General features: G+C 55.4%; 14 protein-coding genes, 2 tRNA genes and 1 rRNA gene. 6 read left to right on the forward strand and 11 right to left on the reverse strand.

Translation table 11 applies throughout. The annotated features are described in order from the left end of the window. The first annotated feature begins 1 nt into the window (after nucleotide 1). From ACR0I8_RS15680 to arcC, 4 genes are read left to right on the forward strand one after another with little or no spacing between them, the layout of a single operon-like run. On the forward strand, nucleotides 2–1,381 hold the full coding sequence (locus ACR0I8_RS15680) for an amino acid permease (protein ID WP_170691662.1): 1,380 nt from the start codon (nucleotides 2–4) through the stop codon (nucleotides 1,379–1,381). Continuing rightward, nucleotides 1,378–2,604, forward strand: a complete 1,227-nt coding sequence (locus tag ACR0I8_RS15685) for an arginine deiminase (protein WP_170555730.1) — start codon at nucleotides 1,378–1,380, stop codon at nucleotides 2,602–2,604. Before ACR0I8_RS15680 ends, ACR0I8_RS15685 begins: the two co-directional genes overlap by 4 nt. A gap of 55 nt (nucleotides 2,605–2,659) precedes the next feature. After that, nucleotides 2,660–3,658 carry an ornithine carbamoyltransferase gene (gene argF / locus ACR0I8_RS15690; RefSeq protein ID WP_170691664.1) on the forward strand — a complete coding sequence of 333 codons (999 nt, stop codon included), beginning with the start codon at nucleotides 2,660–2,662 and terminating at the stop codon, nucleotides 3,656–3,658. Between the two features lie 3 nt (nucleotides 3,659–3,661). Next, a complete protein-coding gene (gene arcC / locus ACR0I8_RS15695) occupies nucleotides 3,662–4,600 on the forward strand; it encodes a carbamate kinase (protein WP_170555729.1) in 939 nt (312 codons plus the stop codon). Nucleotides 4,601–4,846: 246 nt separating this feature from the next. Here arcC and ACR0I8_RS15700 read toward each other — a convergent pair whose 3' ends face one another. Continuing rightward, nucleotides 4,847–7,585 (reverse strand): cation-translocating P-type ATPase, encoded by a 2,739-nt coding sequence (locus tag ACR0I8_RS15700; protein ID WP_170691665.1) that lies wholly within the window; start codon nucleotides 7,583–7,585, stop codon nucleotides 4,847–4,849. Between the two features lie 762 nt (nucleotides 7,586–8,347). Between ACR0I8_RS15700 and ACR0I8_RS15705 the strand changes: the two genes are divergently transcribed. Then, nucleotides 8,348–8,437, forward strand: a tRNA-Ser gene (locus ACR0I8_RS15705). 267 nt (nucleotides 8,438–8,704) lie between these two features. Here the strand turns inward: ACR0I8_RS15705 and ACR0I8_RS15710 are convergent. The 4 genes from ACR0I8_RS15710 to ACR0I8_RS15725 all read right to left on the reverse strand — a co-directional run bounded on the left by ACR0I8_RS15710 (nucleotide 8,705) and on the right by ACR0I8_RS15725 (nucleotide 12,606). Beyond that, on the reverse strand, nucleotides 8,705–9,814 hold the full coding sequence (locus ACR0I8_RS15710) for an HlyD family secretion protein (RefSeq protein WP_170691667.1): 1,110 nt from the start codon (nucleotides 9,812–9,814) through the stop codon (nucleotides 8,705–8,707). Between the two features lie 90 nt (nucleotides 9,815–9,904). Continuing rightward, nucleotides 9,905–10,885, reverse strand: a complete 981-nt coding sequence (locus ACR0I8_RS15715; RefSeq protein WP_170691669.1) for a CobW family GTP-binding protein — start codon at nucleotides 10,883–10,885, stop codon at nucleotides 9,905–9,907. Between the two features lie 4 nt (nucleotides 10,886–10,889). Then, on the reverse strand, nucleotides 10,890–12,362 hold the full coding sequence (gntH, locus tag ACR0I8_RS15720) for a guanitoxin biosynthesis MBL fold metallo-hydrolase GntH (RefSeq protein WP_170379227.1): 1,473 nt from the start codon (nucleotides 12,360–12,362) through the stop codon (nucleotides 10,890–10,892). 10 nt (nucleotides 12,363–12,372) lie between these two features. After that, on the reverse strand, nucleotides 12,373–12,606 hold the full coding sequence (locus ACR0I8_RS15725) for a hypothetical protein (protein WP_170691671.1): 234 nt from the start codon (nucleotides 12,604–12,606) through the stop codon (nucleotides 12,373–12,375). A 99-nt stretch (nucleotides 12,607–12,705) separates the two neighbouring features. Between ACR0I8_RS15725 and ACR0I8_RS15730 the strand changes: the two genes are divergently transcribed. Continuing rightward, nucleotides 12,706–14,040: a tetratricopeptide repeat protein gene (locus tag ACR0I8_RS15730; protein ID WP_170691673.1), complete on the forward strand. Its 1,335-nt coding sequence runs from the start codon at nucleotides 12,706–12,708 to the stop codon at nucleotides 14,038–14,040. Nucleotides 14,041–14,568: 528 nt separating this feature from the next. On the opposite strand, the gene ACR0I8_RS15735 is transcribed toward ACR0I8_RS15730, so the two are convergent. From ACR0I8_RS15735 to rrf, 6 genes are all read right to left on the reverse strand, one after another. Next, nucleotides 14,569–14,778 (reverse strand): hypothetical protein, encoded by a 210-nt coding sequence (locus ACR0I8_RS15735; RefSeq protein WP_170379232.1) that lies wholly within the window; start codon nucleotides 14,776–14,778, stop codon nucleotides 14,569–14,571. A gap of 78 nt (nucleotides 14,779–14,856) precedes the next feature. Then, the gene (locus tag ACR0I8_RS15740) at nucleotides 14,857–16,128 is read right to left on the reverse strand and encodes a sensor histidine kinase (protein ID WP_170691675.1); all 1,272 of its coding nucleotides are present in this window, start codon (nucleotides 16,126–16,128) and stop codon (nucleotides 14,857–14,859) included. Next, entirely contained in the window at nucleotides 16,112–16,795 is a 684-nt protein-coding gene (locus tag ACR0I8_RS15745) for a response regulator transcription factor (RefSeq protein WP_170691677.1), read from the reverse strand. The genes ACR0I8_RS15740 and ACR0I8_RS15745 overlap by 17 nt, the downstream gene beginning before the upstream one ends. Nucleotides 16,796–16,878: 83 nt before the next feature. Continuing rightward, nucleotides 16,879–17,205 carry a PepSY domain-containing protein gene (locus ACR0I8_RS15750; protein ID WP_170691679.1) on the reverse strand — a complete coding sequence of 109 codons (327 nt, stop codon included), beginning with the start codon at nucleotides 17,203–17,205 and terminating at the stop codon, nucleotides 16,879–16,881. Nucleotides 17,206–17,782: 577 nt separating this feature from the next. Next, nucleotides 17,783–17,859, reverse strand: a tRNA-Met gene (locus ACR0I8_RS15755). Nucleotides 17,860–17,910: 51 nt separating this feature from the next. Further along, nucleotides 17,911–18,025: ribosomal RNA gene (rrf, locus tag ACR0I8_RS15760) — 5S ribosomal RNA — on the reverse strand. Nucleotides 18,026–18,286: the final 261 nt, after the last annotated feature.

Here is an 18,286-nt window from a genome sequence, read left to right on the forward strand (position 1 = left end):
AATGACCGATCGCTCCGCTCCAGAGACGACTTCGACATCGGGTGCCCTAGGGCTGACGGCCTGTATCGCTTTGGTTGTTGGAAACATGATCGGGTCGGGAGTGTTCCTTCTACCAGCGTCACTTGCACCGTTTGGGCCAATCGCAATTGGTGGGTGGATTCTGACTTCGGCAGGGGCGCTCGTTCTCGCGATCATTTTCGGAAGGCTGTCACGCGTCGTTTCGAAACCCGGTGGCCCCTACGCTTATTCGCAAGAAGCATTCGGAGACTTTGCAGGCTTCATTATTGCCTGGGGGTACTGGATCGCACTTTGGACCGGGAACGCAGCTGTTGCTGTCGCGTTGGTGGGATATCTGGGTTTCCTGTTCCCAATTATCATCGAAGTGCCAATGTACGGCCTATCGACCGCGTTGGTTGCAATCTGGACGCTCACCTTGGTCAACATCCGAGGGGTCGAAGGGGCTGGTTTGGTTCAGATCGTGACCACCGTGCTCAAGCTCGCTCCGCTGATATTGATTGGCACATTGGGTATCTTCTGGATCAACACCGAGAACTATGTTCCGGTCAATCAAAGCGGCACCACGGCGTTTACGGCGATTTCTGCCGCGGCTGCTCTGACGCTTTGGGCCTACCTGGGTCTTGAATCTGCGACGGTTCCCTCTGGTGATGTTATCGAGCCGGAAAAGACTATCCCGCGCGCCACCGTGATCGGCGTGATTTTCGCCGCAAGCGTCTATATCTCGGTAACCGCCGTTTCGATGGGCGTCATTCCTGCCGAGTTGCTCGCTGTTTCCGCCGCACCTCTGGCAGCCGTCGGTGAGGTGATGTTTGGTCCCGTTGGCGGCGTCCTTGTTGCTGTGGGCGCGGTGATTTCGACCTTTGGCACTTTGAACGGCTTTACACTGCTCAGTGGCCAGGTCCCTTACGGTGCTGCCTTGGATCGCGTCTTTCCTGCAGCCTTGGGCCAAAAATCCAAATTTGGAACGCCTGCCAATGCGTTAATCCTGTCGAATGCGCTGGCTTCGGTTCTGATCATCATGAACTATGCGCAAGGGCTGGTCGCCGCATTCAACTTTGTCATTTTGCTCGCCGTTGTCGCCAGCCTGTTGCCCTATGCCATCTGCTCTGTGGCCGAGATTATGATCCGGCTAAAAGGTGGGCAAGTCCTGCATGGCCCAGAATTGGCGAAGGTCGTTGTTCTGGGCGCCCTTGGGTTCATTTATTCCGTGTGGGCCTTCGTCGGTTCGGGTGCGGAAACCGTTTTGGTTGGCTCTGTATTGCTGCTTATGGGCGTGCCTATCCATGTCTGGGTTCGCTGGAGCCAGGCCTATGACGTTGAAGACATTCAAAAAACGGATAGTTCGAAAGGAGAGTTACAATGAAGCTCGGCGTTCATTCCGAGATCGGAAAGCTCAATAAGGTGATCGTCTCGCGCCCGTCATTGGCGCATGACCGACTGACACCGCGAAATTGCGAAGAGCTTCTTTTCGATGATGTCATCTGGGTCGAACAGGCTCGTAAGGATCACGCTGAATTCTGCTCGCTCATGCGGGAACGCGGGGTCGAGGTTTACGACATTCAGGACCTTTTGGCAGACGCGATCAGATCAGACCCCTCGGCGCGCGCTTTTCTTCTGGATCGGCTGATTACGCCCAACATGGTTGGTCTGGGCTTTTCCGTTGAAATGCGCGCCTGGCTTGACGAGATGGATGCTAAGTTGCTTGCTCGGCATATGCTCGGCGGCATCGTCTTCGCAGACCTTCCCAAAGGCATGATTGATGAGCAGTTCGGCGATCTTGTGTCGCTGGGTGATTTCATTCTTCCGGCCATCCCTAACGCCCAGTTTCAGCGAGACCCCTCCTGCTGGATTTTCGATGGTGTGACCACGAATCCAATGTTCTGGCCTGCTCGTAAGCCGGAAACCTTGATCATGCGAACTGTGTACCGGCACCATAAGATGTTCAAAGACGCCGAGTTTGAGTTCTGGTGGGGCGACAGCGACGACGATTTCGGTCTCGCATCGGTTGAGGGCGGAGATGTTCAGCCAGTTGGCAATGGAACGGTTTTCATCGGGATGGGTGAGCGTACGACCCGGCAGGCTGTCGCACAGGTCGCAGAAGCGCTGTTCAGCAAGGGCGGCGCCGAGCGTGTTGTCGCCTGTGCAATGCCCAAGAGCCGCGCGGCCATGCATCTGGATACTGTGTTTACATGCCTCGACCATGACAAGGTCACCGCATTTTCTGAAGTGGCGGATCAGATCACATGTATCTCGATCCGTCCGGGCGATCGTGGGGATTTGGATATCCACGTGGAAAAAGGGCACCTGTTTGACGTCTACAAGGAAGCCCTGGGGCTGAATTCGCTCGAGGTGATTTCTACAGGTGGCAACGAGTTCCAGGCTGAGCGCGAACAGTGGGATGACGGCAACAACGTCGTCGCCCTCTCGCCAGGTGTTGTTGTCGGCTATGCGCGCAACACGTTCACGAACGGAAAGATGCGCGCAGCCGGTGTCGAGGTGATCGAAATCTCGGGTCAGGAACTTGGGCGCGGCCGTGGTGGCGGCCACTGTATGACCTGCCCGATCGACCGCGACCCCGCCTATTGAATTTACCATGGGCGCAGCCCCCTGCGCCCTCTGATTTTTGTTAGGGAGAGATAAAATGGCATTCAATCTCAAAGGCCGTAGCTATCTGAAAATTGCCGATTTCAGCCAGCGTGAAATGCTGTATCTGCTGGATTTGGCCCGCGACCTTAAGCGCGCGAAATACGCCCGCGCCGAACAGCCGTCGCTGACCGGCAAGAACATCTGTCTGATCTTCGAAAAAACTTCGACACGCACCCGCTGCGCCTTTGAAGTGGCAGCATACGATCAGGGCGCGAACATCACCTATCTCGATCCGTCGGGCTCACAGATCGGGCACAAGGAGTCGATGAAGGACACCGCCCGTGTTTTGGGACGTATGTTCGACGGGATTGAATTCCGCGGCGCGGGTCAGGACATGGTCGAGACATTGTCAGACTATGCCGGCGTCCCGGTCTATAACGGCCTGACGGACGATTGGCATCCGACCCAGATGCTGGCCGATATGCAGACCATGATCGAGCATGCAGACAAGCCCCGCAAAGACATCGTCTATGCCTATTCGGGTGATTGCCGATCGAACATGGGCAATTCGCTTCTGATGCTGGGCGCCATCATGGGCTGCGATGTTCGAATGATCTCGCCAAAAGAAACCCAGCCCCATGAAGACGTGCGCGAATTGGCGATGGAGCGGGCCGAAAAGACGGGCGCACGTGTGACAATCACCGACGATACGTCTGCTGTCGAAGGCGCGGATTTCATTCATACCGACGTCTGGGTGTCGATGGGTGAGCCAAAAGAGGTCTGGGCAGAGCGCATCAAACTGCTGAGCCCATATCAGGTAAACATGGATCTGATGAAGAAAACGGGCAACCCAAGCGTCAAGTTCATGCACTGTCTGCCAGCCTTCCACAATCTGGAGACCAAAGTTGGCAAGGACATTCACGAACAGTTTGGCATCACCGAGATGGAAGTGACCGAGGAGGTTTTCGAAAGCGATATGAACATTGCGTTCGAACAAGCAGAAAACCGGATGCACACGATCAAGGCGATCCTCGTCGCGACATTGGGAGCCTGAACCATGGGACGCGTTGTTGTAGCACTTGGCGGCAACGCGCTTCTCAAACGGGGGGAGGCGATGACAGCGGACAATCAGCGCAAGAACGCGAAGATTGCCGCCGAAGCCCTCGCCCCGCTCTGCGAAGCGCACGAAACCGTCATCACTCATGGCAATGGCCCGCAGGTCGGGATGCTGGCCCTGCAAGAGATTATGTATACGGATGTCGAGGAGTACCCGCTGGACGTTTTGGTCGGCGAAACGATGGGCATGATCGGCTACATGATCGAGCAGGAGCTTGGTAACATTCTGCCTTTCGAGCATCATATCGCCACCCTGTTGACCATGATCGAGGTAGACCCAAGCGACCCGGCCTTCGACAACCCGACCAAGTTCATCGGGCAGGTTTATTCCGAAGCGGACGCCAAGAAAGAGGCGGCTGACAAGGGCTGGACGGTGAAACCGGATGGCGAGTACTGGCGGCGCGTGGTGCCCTCGCCGCGCCCGAAACGTATCTTTCAGGTCGAACCGATCCGTTGGATCCTGGAAAAGGGCGCGACCGTGATCGCTGCTGGCGGAGGCGGCATCCCGACGATGTACGAGGCAGGCGCTGAAAGGAAACTGGTCGGGGTCGAAGCCGTCATCGACAAGGATTTCGCCTCGTGCCTTCTGGCGCAGAACCTTGGCGCAGATTTCTTTGTCATCGCTACAGATGCAGAAGCCGTGTTCCTGAACTGGGGAACGCCTGAACAAACAGGAATTAGATCGATCACTCCGGATTCATTGGATGAGTACGACTTCCCCGCCGGGTCAATGGGCCCCAAGGTTCAGGCGGCACAAGACTTTGTGCGATCCTCGGGCGGTCGTGCGATCATTTGCGCCCTAGCCGATGTTCCTGCAGCCGTTCGCGGTGAAAAAGGTACGACAGTATCGCTAGAGGCGGGGGAAACACAGTTTCACTAGGCCCGAAGAATAGGCTTTGTTGATTGTAATGCCTTCTATGGGACACCGGGGTCGACACTGCGCGCTGCGCGTCACTAGATCGTGCGTATGGGTTATCAGGCCATAAAATTTAACTTCCTCTGACATCCTTGTGGGCGGAATGCTGGCCAGGCACAATGCAGACCCTCTGCCAAGAAGTTGACAACGAATGGGTGCTTCAGGATGTCCATTCTAGCACCTTCAGTGCCGTTCTAAGCAAAGGTAGCGTCAGAGCCATTTCAGTCCGAACATTTCCTTCAGCGCAGACAACAGAAGCGTGGGCAGTGCGGCGATGAAGAACACTCCGAGCAAATGCGACAGAGGCAGGGAAACTGTTCCAAGCACGAAATGTCCAGCGCCGGTATAAATGGCGAGAAGAGACAGCAATATGGAAATGCTCACCGCTCCAAGCAAGGTGCGGTTGCCGAGCGGCGACTTGCGGTAGAGCGTGGAGGTCGTTCGGGCGTCGAAAATATGCCAGATCTGGGCAAAGATCAGTGTCATGAACGCTGCTGTCTGGGCGTGTTCCAAGGAGGCGCCTCGTTCGAGAAACTCCTGGAAGACATAAAAGGTCAGCAGGCCGAGCAGCGTTCCCCGGATCAGGATCCGCTCCTTCATTCCGCCGCCGAACAGATTATCGTCGCGCGGGCGCGGTGGGCGCTGCATCAGGTCGGGTTCCGCTTTCTCGAAGCCGAGTGTCAGAGCCGGTAGCCCATCCGATACAAGATTCACCCAGAGGATCATCAGCGGTGTGATCGGCAGGAGCGGGTCTGCCCCCATCAGTAGGAAGGCGAACAGGATCGTTGAGACCTCGGCCACGTTGGCGGTGAGCGCCTGACGAATGAATTTCAAAAGATTGTCGAAGATGCGCCGGCCTTCGCGGACTGCCGTCACGATGGTGGAGAAATTGTCATCGAGCAGCACGAGGGCAGCGCTGTCCTTGGCGACCTGCGTGCCGGTGATGCCCATGGCGACACCAATATCCGCCGCTCGCAGAGCGGGCGCGTCGTTGACGCCATCCCCGGTCATTGCCGCCACCTCGCCATTCTCCTGCATGGCATTGACGATGCGCAGCTTGTGCTCCGGGGTCACCCGGGCAAAGACGGCCGCGTGCTGCACCATCTCTTTCAAATCCTGATCGCTCATCTGGTCGAGCTCGACCCCGGTATGAACCGTCTGCGCGTCGCTGGTGCGAATGCCGATCTGTTCCGCAATCGCTTGGGCGGTCACGGCGTGGTCGCCGGTGATCATCACCGTTCGGATGCCGGCCCCGGTTGCCTCCGAAACGGCGATGGGTACTTCGCTGCGCGGCGGGTCCATGATGCCGTGAATGCCAAGCAGTACGATCCGCTGCTCGGGATCGGCATGATCCAGATCCTCTTCTGCCACCTCCCGATAAGCCACGGCGAGGGTCCGGAGCGCCTTCTCGCCGAAACTGTCGATCACCGCCTCGATCTCTTCCCGCAAAGCCGGGGAGATCTCAAGCGTTTCCCCGGCCATGCGGACATGGCTCGCCCTTGACAGGATCACATCAGGCGCCCCCTTTGCGCCGAGTACAGTGCGCCCATCCGGCAATCGAGCGAAGACAGACATCATCTTGCGCGTTGAATCGAAGGGGAATTGCCGAAGCGCCTCGACCCGCGCTTCTGTCAACTTCTCGCGGGAAATCCCGACCTTGGCCGCGGCCACGACCAGAGCGCCCTCAGTCGGGTTGCCCTGGATCGCCGGGCGCCCGTCAGCCTCGACCAAACGCGCATCGTTGCAATAGGCGGAGACGGCCAGCATCTGCCGAAGATCCGTTTCGGCCTCGATCTCGGCCACGCTGCCGTCTTCGGAACGGAACTCGCCATGCGGATCGAACCCCTCGCCGGTCACTTCCCAGTCCTTGCCACCCGCCCAGCATTGCATCACCTGCATTTGGTTCTGCGTGAGCGTGCCGGTCTTGTCTGAACAGATCACCGAGGTCGCGCCGAGCGTTTCTACAGAGGAAAGCCGTCGCGCCAAGGCGTTGCTGGCAACCATGTTTTGTGATCCCAGCGTCAGAACGATGGTGACTACTGTCGGCAGGCCCTCCGGGATCGCCGCGACCGACAGCGAGATTGCCGTGTTCAGCATCTCAGCCGCATCCATTCCATTGACCACGCCAATGCCGATTACGATGGCGACCACGATCAGGGCCGCCATGATCAGCACCTTGGAAAGGCCCTCGATCTTGAGTTGCAGCGGGGTTTTTGGCTCTTTCGCAGAGGACATGAGGGCAGCGATGTGACCGACCTCGGTTTCCATTCCGGTGCCCACGACAATGCCTTCACCAGCGCCGCCAGTGACCTGCGTGCTCATGAAGCCCATATTCAGACGGTCGGCCAAAACGACGTCTTCGTCCTCGATCGGATCGGCATGTTTGTCGACCGGTTCGGATTCTCCCGTCAACGCGGCTTCGTCGACCTGCATCCGGCTGGCGGTGACAAAGCGAATGTCGGCGGCCAGAATGTCACCGGCTTTTACTCGCAGAATATCGCCCGGCACGAGATCCGCCGCCGGTACCTCGACGATCTCGCCGCCGCGGCGCACGAAGGCCTGCGGTGCAGACATCTCCCGCAGGGCTGCCAAGGACTGCTCGGCCTTATATTCCTGCCAGAAGGAGATGAAGGCGTTAAAGACGGCGATCGCGAATATCGCAATCGCATCAACCCAATGCCCCGTATAGGCCGAGACAAGAGCACCTGCTATCAGGATGATCAGCAGCGGGCTTGCGAATTGCCGCAGGAGCATCTTCCATGGCGGAACTGTTGCAGTCTCTTCCAAGCGGTTTGTACCGTGTGTTGAAAGCCGCTTGGCCACCTCGTCCGGATTCAATCCCGTCTCAGGGTTCACGCCGAGGTTTTCGGCGACCGCTCTACCGTCCAACACCCAAGGTGCGTTCGCGTTTCCAAGAACCGATGGGGTTGTCTGTGCGAAACCTGACATTCTCAACTCCGAATGAGCAATTGCGTGACCGGATAAGTCTTGGGGTGCCAGTGCCCATTCTCAGCCAATGAGCCAACCTGCGCAGTTCATTGACGGTTCTCCAATTTGTGATGCGCACGCCTTTATCCAGATACCAGCAGCGACGGAGCTTTGTCATCTGCAAAATCGAGAAAGGTAAGAAAAGCAGATGTCCGCCATTGAATGGAATACGCCCAGCCTAGAGAGACCGCGGTTAGCCGACATTTAGGCTCTTCCTGTCAAGGGCCGCAATGTCCGCATAACAGAAGTTCAGTGAAAAGTTGTGTATGTCGGGTTTGCACCTAATAACTGACATTTTAATTGTGTTCGGCAACGCTGGTTGCGCCCTCCCTCAACCAGCGTCAGAAAATCCAAACAGCCCGTTCAGACTACAATTGATCCACTGGATCAATCGCATAACGTCCTCACCTCGTCAGGCTCATATGAGATTTTGCTACGGCAACGCCTAGGACAACTTGGCTATTCTGACCGCATACTGCGATCGCCTTGTGATCTAAAGTATTTGAATTGGTCTACATGGAACAGCTACGCTCGAAAGCTTCGATTCTGCTGTGGTTTCATCATAATCGTTAACTGTACTGCGCAGGTTGAACGGGTCGGTGCCCGTAGTCAAACAGCGCTATTTCGCGCTATTTCAATAGTTTCGCGCGGACCTGTAAAAAATTCCAGTCCTAGAAGAAATGGCCTTGTACTTCCGTTGCTTGCACGGATATACCCGTCGTCGGAGACGTGGCCGAGTGGTCGAAGGCGCTCCCCTGCTAAGGGAGTAGGCGGGAAACCGTCTCGAGGGTTCGAATCCCTTCGTCTCCGCCACTACATTTAATTTATTGATGACGCGGAGATTTGATCGCGATGTCCAAAGAGCTGTTGTCCAAATTGGACCACAAGAAGGACGCGAGCGAAGACATGCGCTACCACAAGCAGCCACGCGGCCCCGGCAAGAGATGGGTGCTCAGGATCATGACCCCACCTGATTTGATAGGTGTCGCGAGGTGCGAACGTCTCATTTAGTGAAGCTCAAAGCAAAAGTATGATTTTGCAGGTAGCGACATAGGTCGTTCCTTGCGCAATTCAGTTAAATCAAAGGTAATTCAGTTTCTTGGTGACCCAGAATAAAATTTCTGCCAACACCGAAATTGCACCTGCTTCCTCGGTGATAACCAAGCCCGTACCAGATGCACCCAGTTTGGTCACCCTTGCACTCTGATCTTCCGGAATTTCTGCAACAACGATGAAGTCCGCCGCGCCAATCAACTCACGCAGTGACGGAAGCCCACTTCTGGCATCCAACGCCCCTTCGCTGGTAGCGGGTGGTATGTCCGAAATCGTGGTATCAAACTCCGCTCCAGGCATACTACGCAGGGCAACGCGAATAGTGTCGCCAACGGATATGTTTTGCAGGCTACTCAAAGGAAGTGTCGCAACCAGAACCCTGTCGCCCGGTACAACAAAATTGATTGCCCCTTGCAGAGTCGAAACCCGGTTCCCCGGGCGCAGGGTCAGGCCTGTAACCATGCCATCTGCAGGTGCTCGTACAACTGTTTGCTCCAACGCCCAACGCGCTTGGATCAGCAAATTCTCTACCTCGGCAACGCCAACATCGACCCCATCCACTTGGGCGGCAATACGCCTTTCAAGACCCGCCTTCCGCGCGTTTGCGGCGCGCAAGCCCGCCTCAAGTTGCTCTATCGTTGAAACGGCTTCTTGAAGCTGGAACTCAGTGGACGCTCCCCGTTCGGTGAGACGGATAATGTCATCGCGACGCGCCACGCCAAAATCCAGTTGCGCGGACAGTGAGGCAATGTCAGCCTCAGCCGCCTCAAGGTCGTGACCCAGTTGATCCGCCTCAGATTGCGCGGAGGCCAGCGACGCTTCAAGTCGAGCGACCTCGGCTGCGAATTCCGTATCATCTATCCGGAAAAGAACATCCCCCTTTGATACCAGCTCATTGGGCTCTGCCGCGACTTCTGTCACTGGTCCTGCAACATTTGGGGCAATGCTGATCACCGCGCCTTGGACCGAAACCGTACCGCTTGGTGTCGTGTGGTTTAGCGCGCCGATAACCACTAATGCAATCACGACACCACCGCCATAGATGAAGGTCTTTGAAACCGCGTTCCAAGGCAGCAGGCGGAGTTTTGAAAACACCAACCATGCCAGGCCAAAATACAGCGCCAGAACGATTAGCATATCAGATACTCCACTGAATTCATTGGGCCAGGAACCGAAGCATCTGAGCTTACTAAAGACGCACAAGACCAGGTTCGGCCGATTGGGCCACTATACAGCCTCAAGTAGCGTATCTGAAAGAGTGTGCTCTGAAAGGGCTCCTGGTGCACCAATTGCAACAAGCCTGGTTTCGGGTTTGCGCTCACCCCACACTTCATCCCGCGCGATGTCCATGCGTTTACCGACGACCTGGACAAGTATACGATGATCCGGATCCTCCTCACTGAAGACAAAACCCTTGAGACGATAGACATCACCGGGAAGCGTCCGAATAGCGCTGCGGAGAGAGGACAGGCTTATCGGGCGTTCCGCTTTCATCATGGTTGTCGAAAAGCTGTCTGAATGATTAGCGTGGTGACAGCCGCAGCCGGGGCCATGTTCATGATGGTCAGGTACTTCTGTTTCTAGTTGTTTTGAGGCAAAGCGGCCGACTGAAAGAAGTATGTCCAGAGGGACGTTTGCATTGACAGCTTCGACCAAACGATAACGACGGAAGCGAGAGCCAAGCCAATCGTGCACCTTCTGAACTGTAGCTCTGTCAACAAGATCAACCTTGTTCAAAATAACCATGTCCGAGAACGCGATTTGACGGAGCTTCAGTTCCATTTGTTCCGGCGCAGAAAAGAGCTGTTCCGCATCGACGAGACACATAAGGCTGTCCAAGCGGATCATGTCTCGAAACTTCTGATCCGTGAATGTCATCGCGATTGACGATGGGTCCGACACTCCACTTGCTTCAAGGACGATGTATTCTGGTTTTTCAGGCCGGGCGAGAACAGCTTCTACCGTTTCTATCAAATCATCACGGATTGAGCAGCACACGCAGCCGTTTGCCAGACTCATCACATCATCTTCGAGGCCGACCACCAAGTCGGCATCGACGTTGATGGATCCAAAGTCATTCACCAGGACTGCCACTCGCAATCCGTGATTGCCGGTGAGGATGCGGTTTAGAAGCGTTGTCTTACCGGCTCCTAGAAAGCCGGTAAGGATCGTTACGGGGATTGCGGATGACGACCCAAATTCGATCATGTCGTTACTCCGCCTTCTTCTTTCGGTTCGGGATGACGTCATCGACCTTGATGACGAAATCGCTGGGCCATTCTGGATCAGGAGCCCGGAATACATCAGCTGGGTAGTATTCTTTGGGATCGATCTCCATGTCTCGGTACTTCTGATCTTGCTGTTCGGCACGTGATGACCGCGGTGCTGGCGGCTTGATTTCATCCGGCAACGTGATCTTGCCTTCTGCTTCCATCTTGCCCAATTCGCGGAAGGGGGCGACAGATCCAGACTTTCCGGGAAGAGTCGCCTTCCGATACCAGATTGCATCCTTTGTGACGTTGACGACGGCGACATCCAAACCCCAGGCGAACAACCCATCATAGTGCGCTCGGATTCCCGCCAACATCTCAGCATCGATATCCTCGTCTTGCGTATAGTGGGTTACCATTGCAAGCCGTGGGCGCGCCTCAGCCATCATCTTACCGACCGCATAGTGCGATGTATGATGCGTATCGATTGTGTAGTTGAACAGCTCTTGCGGCAAACCGTATTTGTAGGTCATCAACTGACCGATATCCTGTCCGGACATTTCGGTCACAAACACATCCACGCCTTTTCCGTATTCAAGACTCAGCTCATCGGGGCGGCCATCGCCGGTCCAAACAAAGCTCAGGCCATTCCAATCCAGCCGATACCCCACAGCTCCGTCCTTGGCGTGGCTACGAGGCCAGGACCGAACAGTCACGCCATCTTCGTCATAAACGATGCCGCCTTCCTGGCGGAAATCGAATTCGTTGACTTCAATCTCATAGCCGTCCCCAATCGGGAATACATCAAAGGCCTCCAGATGCCATTTGAGCATTTGCTGCATGCCTTTAACCATTCCGGCCGTGCCAAGCTCGGGTGTCCGACCTGATGGACCGTGAATGCGAAGCGGTGTGTATCCACCAGACCAAGCCCGGAACGGGTAGATGTAAGGGATGTCGGCATAATGATCGACATGCAGGTGCGTAATGAAGATGTCGTTGATCAACTGACCCGGAACCTGCATCCCGATAATGTTGCGGACACAACCGGATCCGAAGTCGAAGAAGAACCTCTTTCCGTTACCCAACTCGACCATAATACAGGTGCCAGCCTGATCTTCGCGGGGCGGAAACGGGGTGGAACCACAAAACGATATCCGCATTTCGTCGGGGCCGAGCTCTTCGGACAGCGGGAAGTAGTTCGCGTTCGAACCAGTCATGTATTTTGTGGGGCGGAAGTACTCCGGCAGCGTGATACCGCCCGCAGGTCTGCCGCCGTAAGGGTTCTTTAGGCTTTCGCCTAGTGGTCCATCTCCGGGGTGCGCCTGTGCCGCTCCTGTACCGTAGCTGACGGCACCGGTTGCGACCGCACCTGCTGCCAGCCCCTGCATCACGTGTCGCCGGGAAGGGTTTTCGATGTCGTCAGATTGCTGGTTCGGTTCGTTTTTAAGATCTTTGCCGTTGTCTTCTTTTGTCATGGCCATGCCCTCAATTGGAAATGTTGCGAGGATCGCGCTTCACCATCCGGCGAAGTTCGTTCACGAGTTCAGATTTAATGTGGGCCCACTCCGCGCGCTCCGAGGCTGTGATCGATACATCATCCAGCAACTCGGAAGCTTTCTTCAGGTCTTCGACGACCTCTTTGAGCAACGCATCCGTTTCGATACGCCCTGACAGCGCATCGGACAGTTCTGAAATCTCTTCTGTCAGGTCCACCGCCACTGGAAAAATCCCGGCTCCCACTATCTATTCTCACATCGAGATGAGTGTGGTTGACCGTGCACGCCAAGTGAGTCACCGTGAGTTGGGGGTGAGTTTGCCTTGAACAAAGCTAATGAATTGCCGATAGATCAACATGTTGAGCAGCCATCGCCGGATCTTGTCCGGGAAGCTCTCGAGCGGGTTGTATCGAGCGCCGATTTTCAAGCTTCACCCCGCCTCCAACAATTTCTTACATACGTAGTCGAGGAAGCTATCGCGGGTCGTGGTCCCCAGATCCGAGGCAAAGCTATTGCTGTAGAGGTCTATGGGCGACGCATTGATGGCAGTGGCGGCCAAAACCTCGTTCGCGTCGAAGCCAGGCGGCTGCGTCGGCTATTGCGCGAATTTTACGGGGATCAATGGGACGGCGAAGGGGTTCGCATTTTTGTTGATCCTGGCGGATACAAGCCGCGGTTTTCATACGAGCCTACAATTGAAGACGGCGTATCAAATGCATGGAACGGCGATGAGCCCGGCGGGCGTCGGCGTTCGCTGCGACTGCTGCCAGTTGGATTGGGGGTCCTCGCAGTAGTCGTTGTGCTTGGCATCTGGACGAGCCAGAAAAACACAGAAGTACCGCCAACGGCTCAATCCATTGAACAAGCTGAACGTGCAGCACTTGGTGAGCAATCTTTGACAAGACTTCAGGCGGCCAACCTCGCGGATCAAGCACGAGGCATGTTTTTTCCCGTTTTTGACGTTAAGCGCCAGCAAATCGCACTGGGAATGTTCGAGCATGCAGCCGAGCTCGACCCAGCACTCTCCGATGGCTATGCGGGATCGGCACAGGTTTTGGCGACTCTGGCCATGCTGTCCCCTGATGAAGCGCAAAGAGAAGATCTCTTAACTCAAGCTTCGGGTTTATCTGAACAGGCCCTTGAATTGTCCCCTGCTGATGCGTGGGCAAATGGCGCAAATGGTTGGGTGTTGGCTGTCTATAACCAGCCAAACGAGGCTTTAAAATACGCCCGAATGTCCGTCGAATTGGGGCCGAAGGACGGCCATATTCTCGATCTTGTTGGTATCACAGCCATAGTTGCCAATGCCCCGGAACTTGCTGCCGAAGTCAGCAACCCGGAGAGACCCAGATCAGGATCCGGTAGGTTCGGTGCGAGAAACATCTGGGGCGTGTCGCAACTCATGCTCGGGAATTACGAGAGTGTTGTCGAAGCCTTTCAGGGGGCGCCAGCTGCCGGAGCGCCAGTCAGTGCTCCTTCGCTCTTATTCCAAGCCGTTGCGCAAGATGAGTTGGGAAACACGGAAGAAGCACAACGGCTCATTGCTGAAATGCGAAAAACGTGGCCCGAGTTTCCGTCTGAGTTTCTCGCTTACAGGATATTCAACAACGACAACGCTACGCGGAAATTGATACTGGAAACACTTAGCAAGTTTTGACAAACGGCCGATCAAAACGACACTGATATGCGTCTAAACCGGACGATTTCTCAAGTTGTTCGCCGCAATCCGTACCCAAACGTTTCCAATCCAAAGTGTCCATTTGCCGTCAGCGTATCGAAATCCTCGCGTGAAGGCCTTTGTAGAATTTATGAGGGACGAAATCACAGCGTGGGTTCGTCAATGATTGCGTTCAGAATTGTCGCAAGAACACCTGCTTTCGATAGGCGCATAAAGTGATGCTACAAAAACTTGGACGTGCGGTTAAAGGGCGCTTTTGGATGTAGCTACAAGAAGGCGCTTGAAAACCTGGCATCAATGCTTGCTTAGAAAGTTGAAAATTTGGGCGGCGATGCGGCTATTTCGTGCCGCTTACGACGTCGGACAACGATGCTCGAAGTTGCTGTTTCCTTCATCTTTCATCGGTGACGGGTGGCAGCCCGAAGCAGACATGCCCAACCTGAAGGCCCCAATGAACAGCGAGCGATGCTTTGTACTACCAAGTAGGCGCATCCGCAGGCAGTCGGTTTACTTGACAACCGCCTCGACTTCCTTGCGCTCTGAGAATTGAAGCAACGCCAAAAGCGGAGTAGCCAAGACTCCTAGGCCTACAATGGCCAGTGCAAACATCGCCAAGATGACCATAAAGGACAGGCCAAGGCTCGCTACGACACAGGCCACAAGAAAGAGGCCGACACCAGCAGCAGCAGAGGTCACCTTGTTCAGATAAGTTTTCATGTCCTAATCTCCAGTTTCATTTGTTGTGTTGATGAAACTGATATGTGGTTCGGGCTTTACGTGCGCTTGGGTCAAAACTTACAAATTTGCAAACTTCAGCGTCACCGTCAGCCCGTGGGGATCGGTTTGCGACAAGATAAGATCTGCACCATGGCGATCTGCTACCGCACGAACGAGGGCTAGGCCTAAACCCGTACCGTCGCTCTGCCGTGTTGCGTCAAGACGGACCATGGGCTTGATGATCTCGGCATATTTCTCTTGCGCCACACCGGGACCGTTGTCGGCGACACTGATGGTGCGACCACGTGCTGCCAGATTGATCTGATCTCCTCCATAGCGCATCGCATTCTGTATGAGGTTTGCAACTGCCTGAACAAGCATCTGACGATCTGCGAAAACCGTTGCAGCGTCACTTGCATCAAATTGCAGCACTTTGCCTGCGTCCTCAATCACTGGGCCAAATGTCATCGACATGTCGGCCATCAAGTCCGTCAGATCAACCTTTTCGAATCCGTCTGTGCCTTGGGCGGCCTCAATCCGAGCGACCCGCATGATCGTATCGAAAATGCCGGACAAACGCTCTGCTTCTTCCAGGGCTGCACCGCGTTCCTCTCCTTCAGGCAAGCTTTCAAGTCGAGACCGCAGGCGGGCCAGTGGGGTGCGCAGGTCATGCGCCAAATTCGCGCTGAGATGGCGGGTCTGGGCGACCAGCCGCTCCAACTCGGCGGCAGTTAAATCCACCTGACGTGCCATGTCGTCGAGGTCATCCTTGTTCCGCGTGATCTCCGTGCGCGCGCTGAGGTCGCCAGAGGCCAACGCCGAAAGCGTGCTGTTGATCCGCTTGAGACGTCGCTGGGCGACGATACCGGTGGCAAACCCAACCACCAATGTCAGAACAATCATTGTCAACATCGTGGTCCATAGAACACCACCTAAGAGTTCAAACGCATCCTCCGCGTCATCAAACGGAACAGCCGCCATGACCGGCGTGCCTTGACTGTCAGTATCTACAAGAACGCGCCAAGCTTCGGATTCCCGAAAATCATCGGACAGCTCCACCGTCCCCCCGCCGCGCGCAACCACACGCTGAAAAGCAATTGGCAGGTCTTCGAGATCGTCTGGGTGACGCAAGATGACGCCAAACCGGTCCCCGCGCGCACCCTCAAGGGCCGAGGCCTTGGCCAGCGCATCCAGCGTGGTATCGATACGACGTTCGAATACATCTGAGCCTACCGTAATCGTGATGTAGGCAGCGGTAGCCATGCAAAGCGCGAAGATGGCTGACAATATCAACGCCAACCGCAAGGTCGAGGAGCGGCGAAGCCAGGTCAGATTACCGGCCAAAGACATAGCCTTCCCCACGCCGGGTTCGGATCAGCGGTGTATCAAACGGCTTGTCAATTTTGGTGCGTAGCCGGCTGATATGGGTCTCCACGACACTTGTGGTGGGGTCAAAACTCATATCCCAGACCTGTTCCAGCAGCATCGTACGTGTCACCAATCGTCCCGGTCTGCGCATCATGTATTCCAGAAGTTTGAACTCCTTGGCCAATAGCTCAATCTGTTGATCCTGGCGTTTGCAGGTTCGCGCCAGAAGATCGAGGCTTAGATCTCCATGGCGCAAGACCGTGGCTTCCGACTGTCTCGCCTCCATGCCTTCGCGGCGGCGGCCCAAAGCGCCTACGCGGGCAGAGAGTTCGGCAAAGGCGAAAGGTTTCGTAAGATAATCATCGCCGCCAGCATCAAAGCCTTCGACTCGGGCGTCGACCTCACCCAAAGCCGTTAGAAAAAGAGCGGGGGTGCTATTCTTCGACGCACGCAAGGATTTCAGAACCGCCAACCCATCGAGACCCGGGACCATGCGGTCCAGAATTAGAAGATCGTACTCCTGAGCCATAGCCGCCATCAAAGCGTCTTTGCCATCCTCGAAATGGTCGATGACATGACCTTCTTCGCGCAGGCCGTTAGTGACCCAAGACCCAAGTTGGCTATCGTCTTCCAGAAACAAAATTCGCATGTGAACCCTTACCGTCACGCATTCGGAGGCCACTCTAGTGAGCGACCTCCGAATTGGCCAATCATTCGCAGCTTGGCCGCGACCTATGTCTCATCTTCATCGTTGTCGTCATCGTCGTCTTCACCTTCAGCCTCAACCTCAATCACTGCACCGGTTTCGGCGGCAATCTCGACTTCGAACTCTTGACCGCTTGCATCCAGGATTTCGACCTCATAGATCTTCATCCCGTTTTCGTTTTCGAGTTCCGCTTCTTGGACCTCACCGGACACTTCCTGAAGCGCGATTTCGATGGCCTGCTGCAAAGTGAGTCCCGTCGCCTCTGCGGCGCTTTGTGCCGAAACCGAGCCGACGACAACTCCTGTAAGAACCAGGCCTGCCAATGCGCCGAGCGCTGCGTTTTTCTTGTCCATGTTTTCTCTCCATCGTTTGTTGCTTGAAGGCTTTATTGCCTCCCGATGAGAACAACATGGGAGCCGCGCTTTGCTGGAAGATGCGGCGAAGTTTACAATTTTGTAAGCTGAGGATCTTGCGCAATCCAATCCAACTTTAGGTCGATATCTATCTGGCGAGCCACGTATTCGTTTTCCTTTCCTGTGTGTATAGGCGAATTTTTCGGGTTGCAGCGAACGTCTTGGAAACACGCTGCGACCGCAGGTATGGGCCCAGGCGCTTCAGGTCGGTTCTGGGCCGCCCGCTAATAATTGAAAAGTCAGCTTTCAGCGCATCGCTGCAATTGTGGCATCGCGCAGCATCGGTCAGAGTGGGCTCTGAGTTGCCGAATGCACTTGCAGCATCTGGTTCTCGTGGCAACGTTTGATCAGGGCTAAGCGCGACTTTTAGGGGATTTGTGCGAATAGCCTCTGTTGCGCGTTCACCACAGGGTGAATTCGCCCCGTCTGCTTCCACAGTGCTTCCAGTTGTGAAGGCACAAATAGAAACACCGCCCGGAGGCGGCGTGTAAGCTGTTGTTATCTGACCCTAAAGTTTTGGTTGCGGGAGCAGGATTTGAACCTGCGACCTTCAGGTTATGAGCCTGACGAGCTACCGGGCTGCTCCATCCCGCGTCAGAGTCAGATTTGTTTCATCGTATTAGAGAGACTGTGGGCTTTTGCTAGGTTTGGCGGTGACCTACTCTCCCGGGGCTTAAGCCCAAGTACCATTGGCGCGGCAGTGCTTAACTTCCGGGTTCGGGATGGGACCGGGTGTTTCACTTGCGCTATGACCACCAAACCGAGGAAAAGCCCTCGGTCGACTTTCTTGCTGTGCAAGAAAGCGACTATGCGGCAGGCAGCGTCTTTATCGCAGATAAAGGCGCGTTGCCGCACGGTTGTGTTTTCAATCAACATCGCGGCTTGGCGCTGCGAGGCTATCCTTAGTCAAGGTCGGTGTATGCTTCTGGTTTTGATTTGTCTTTCTGTTACTGGATCAAATCAAGCCTATCGGGCGATTAGTACCGGTCAACTGAACGCATTACTGCGCTTACATCTCCGG

This window comes from Ruegeria sp. BG9, assembly GCF_056538305.1.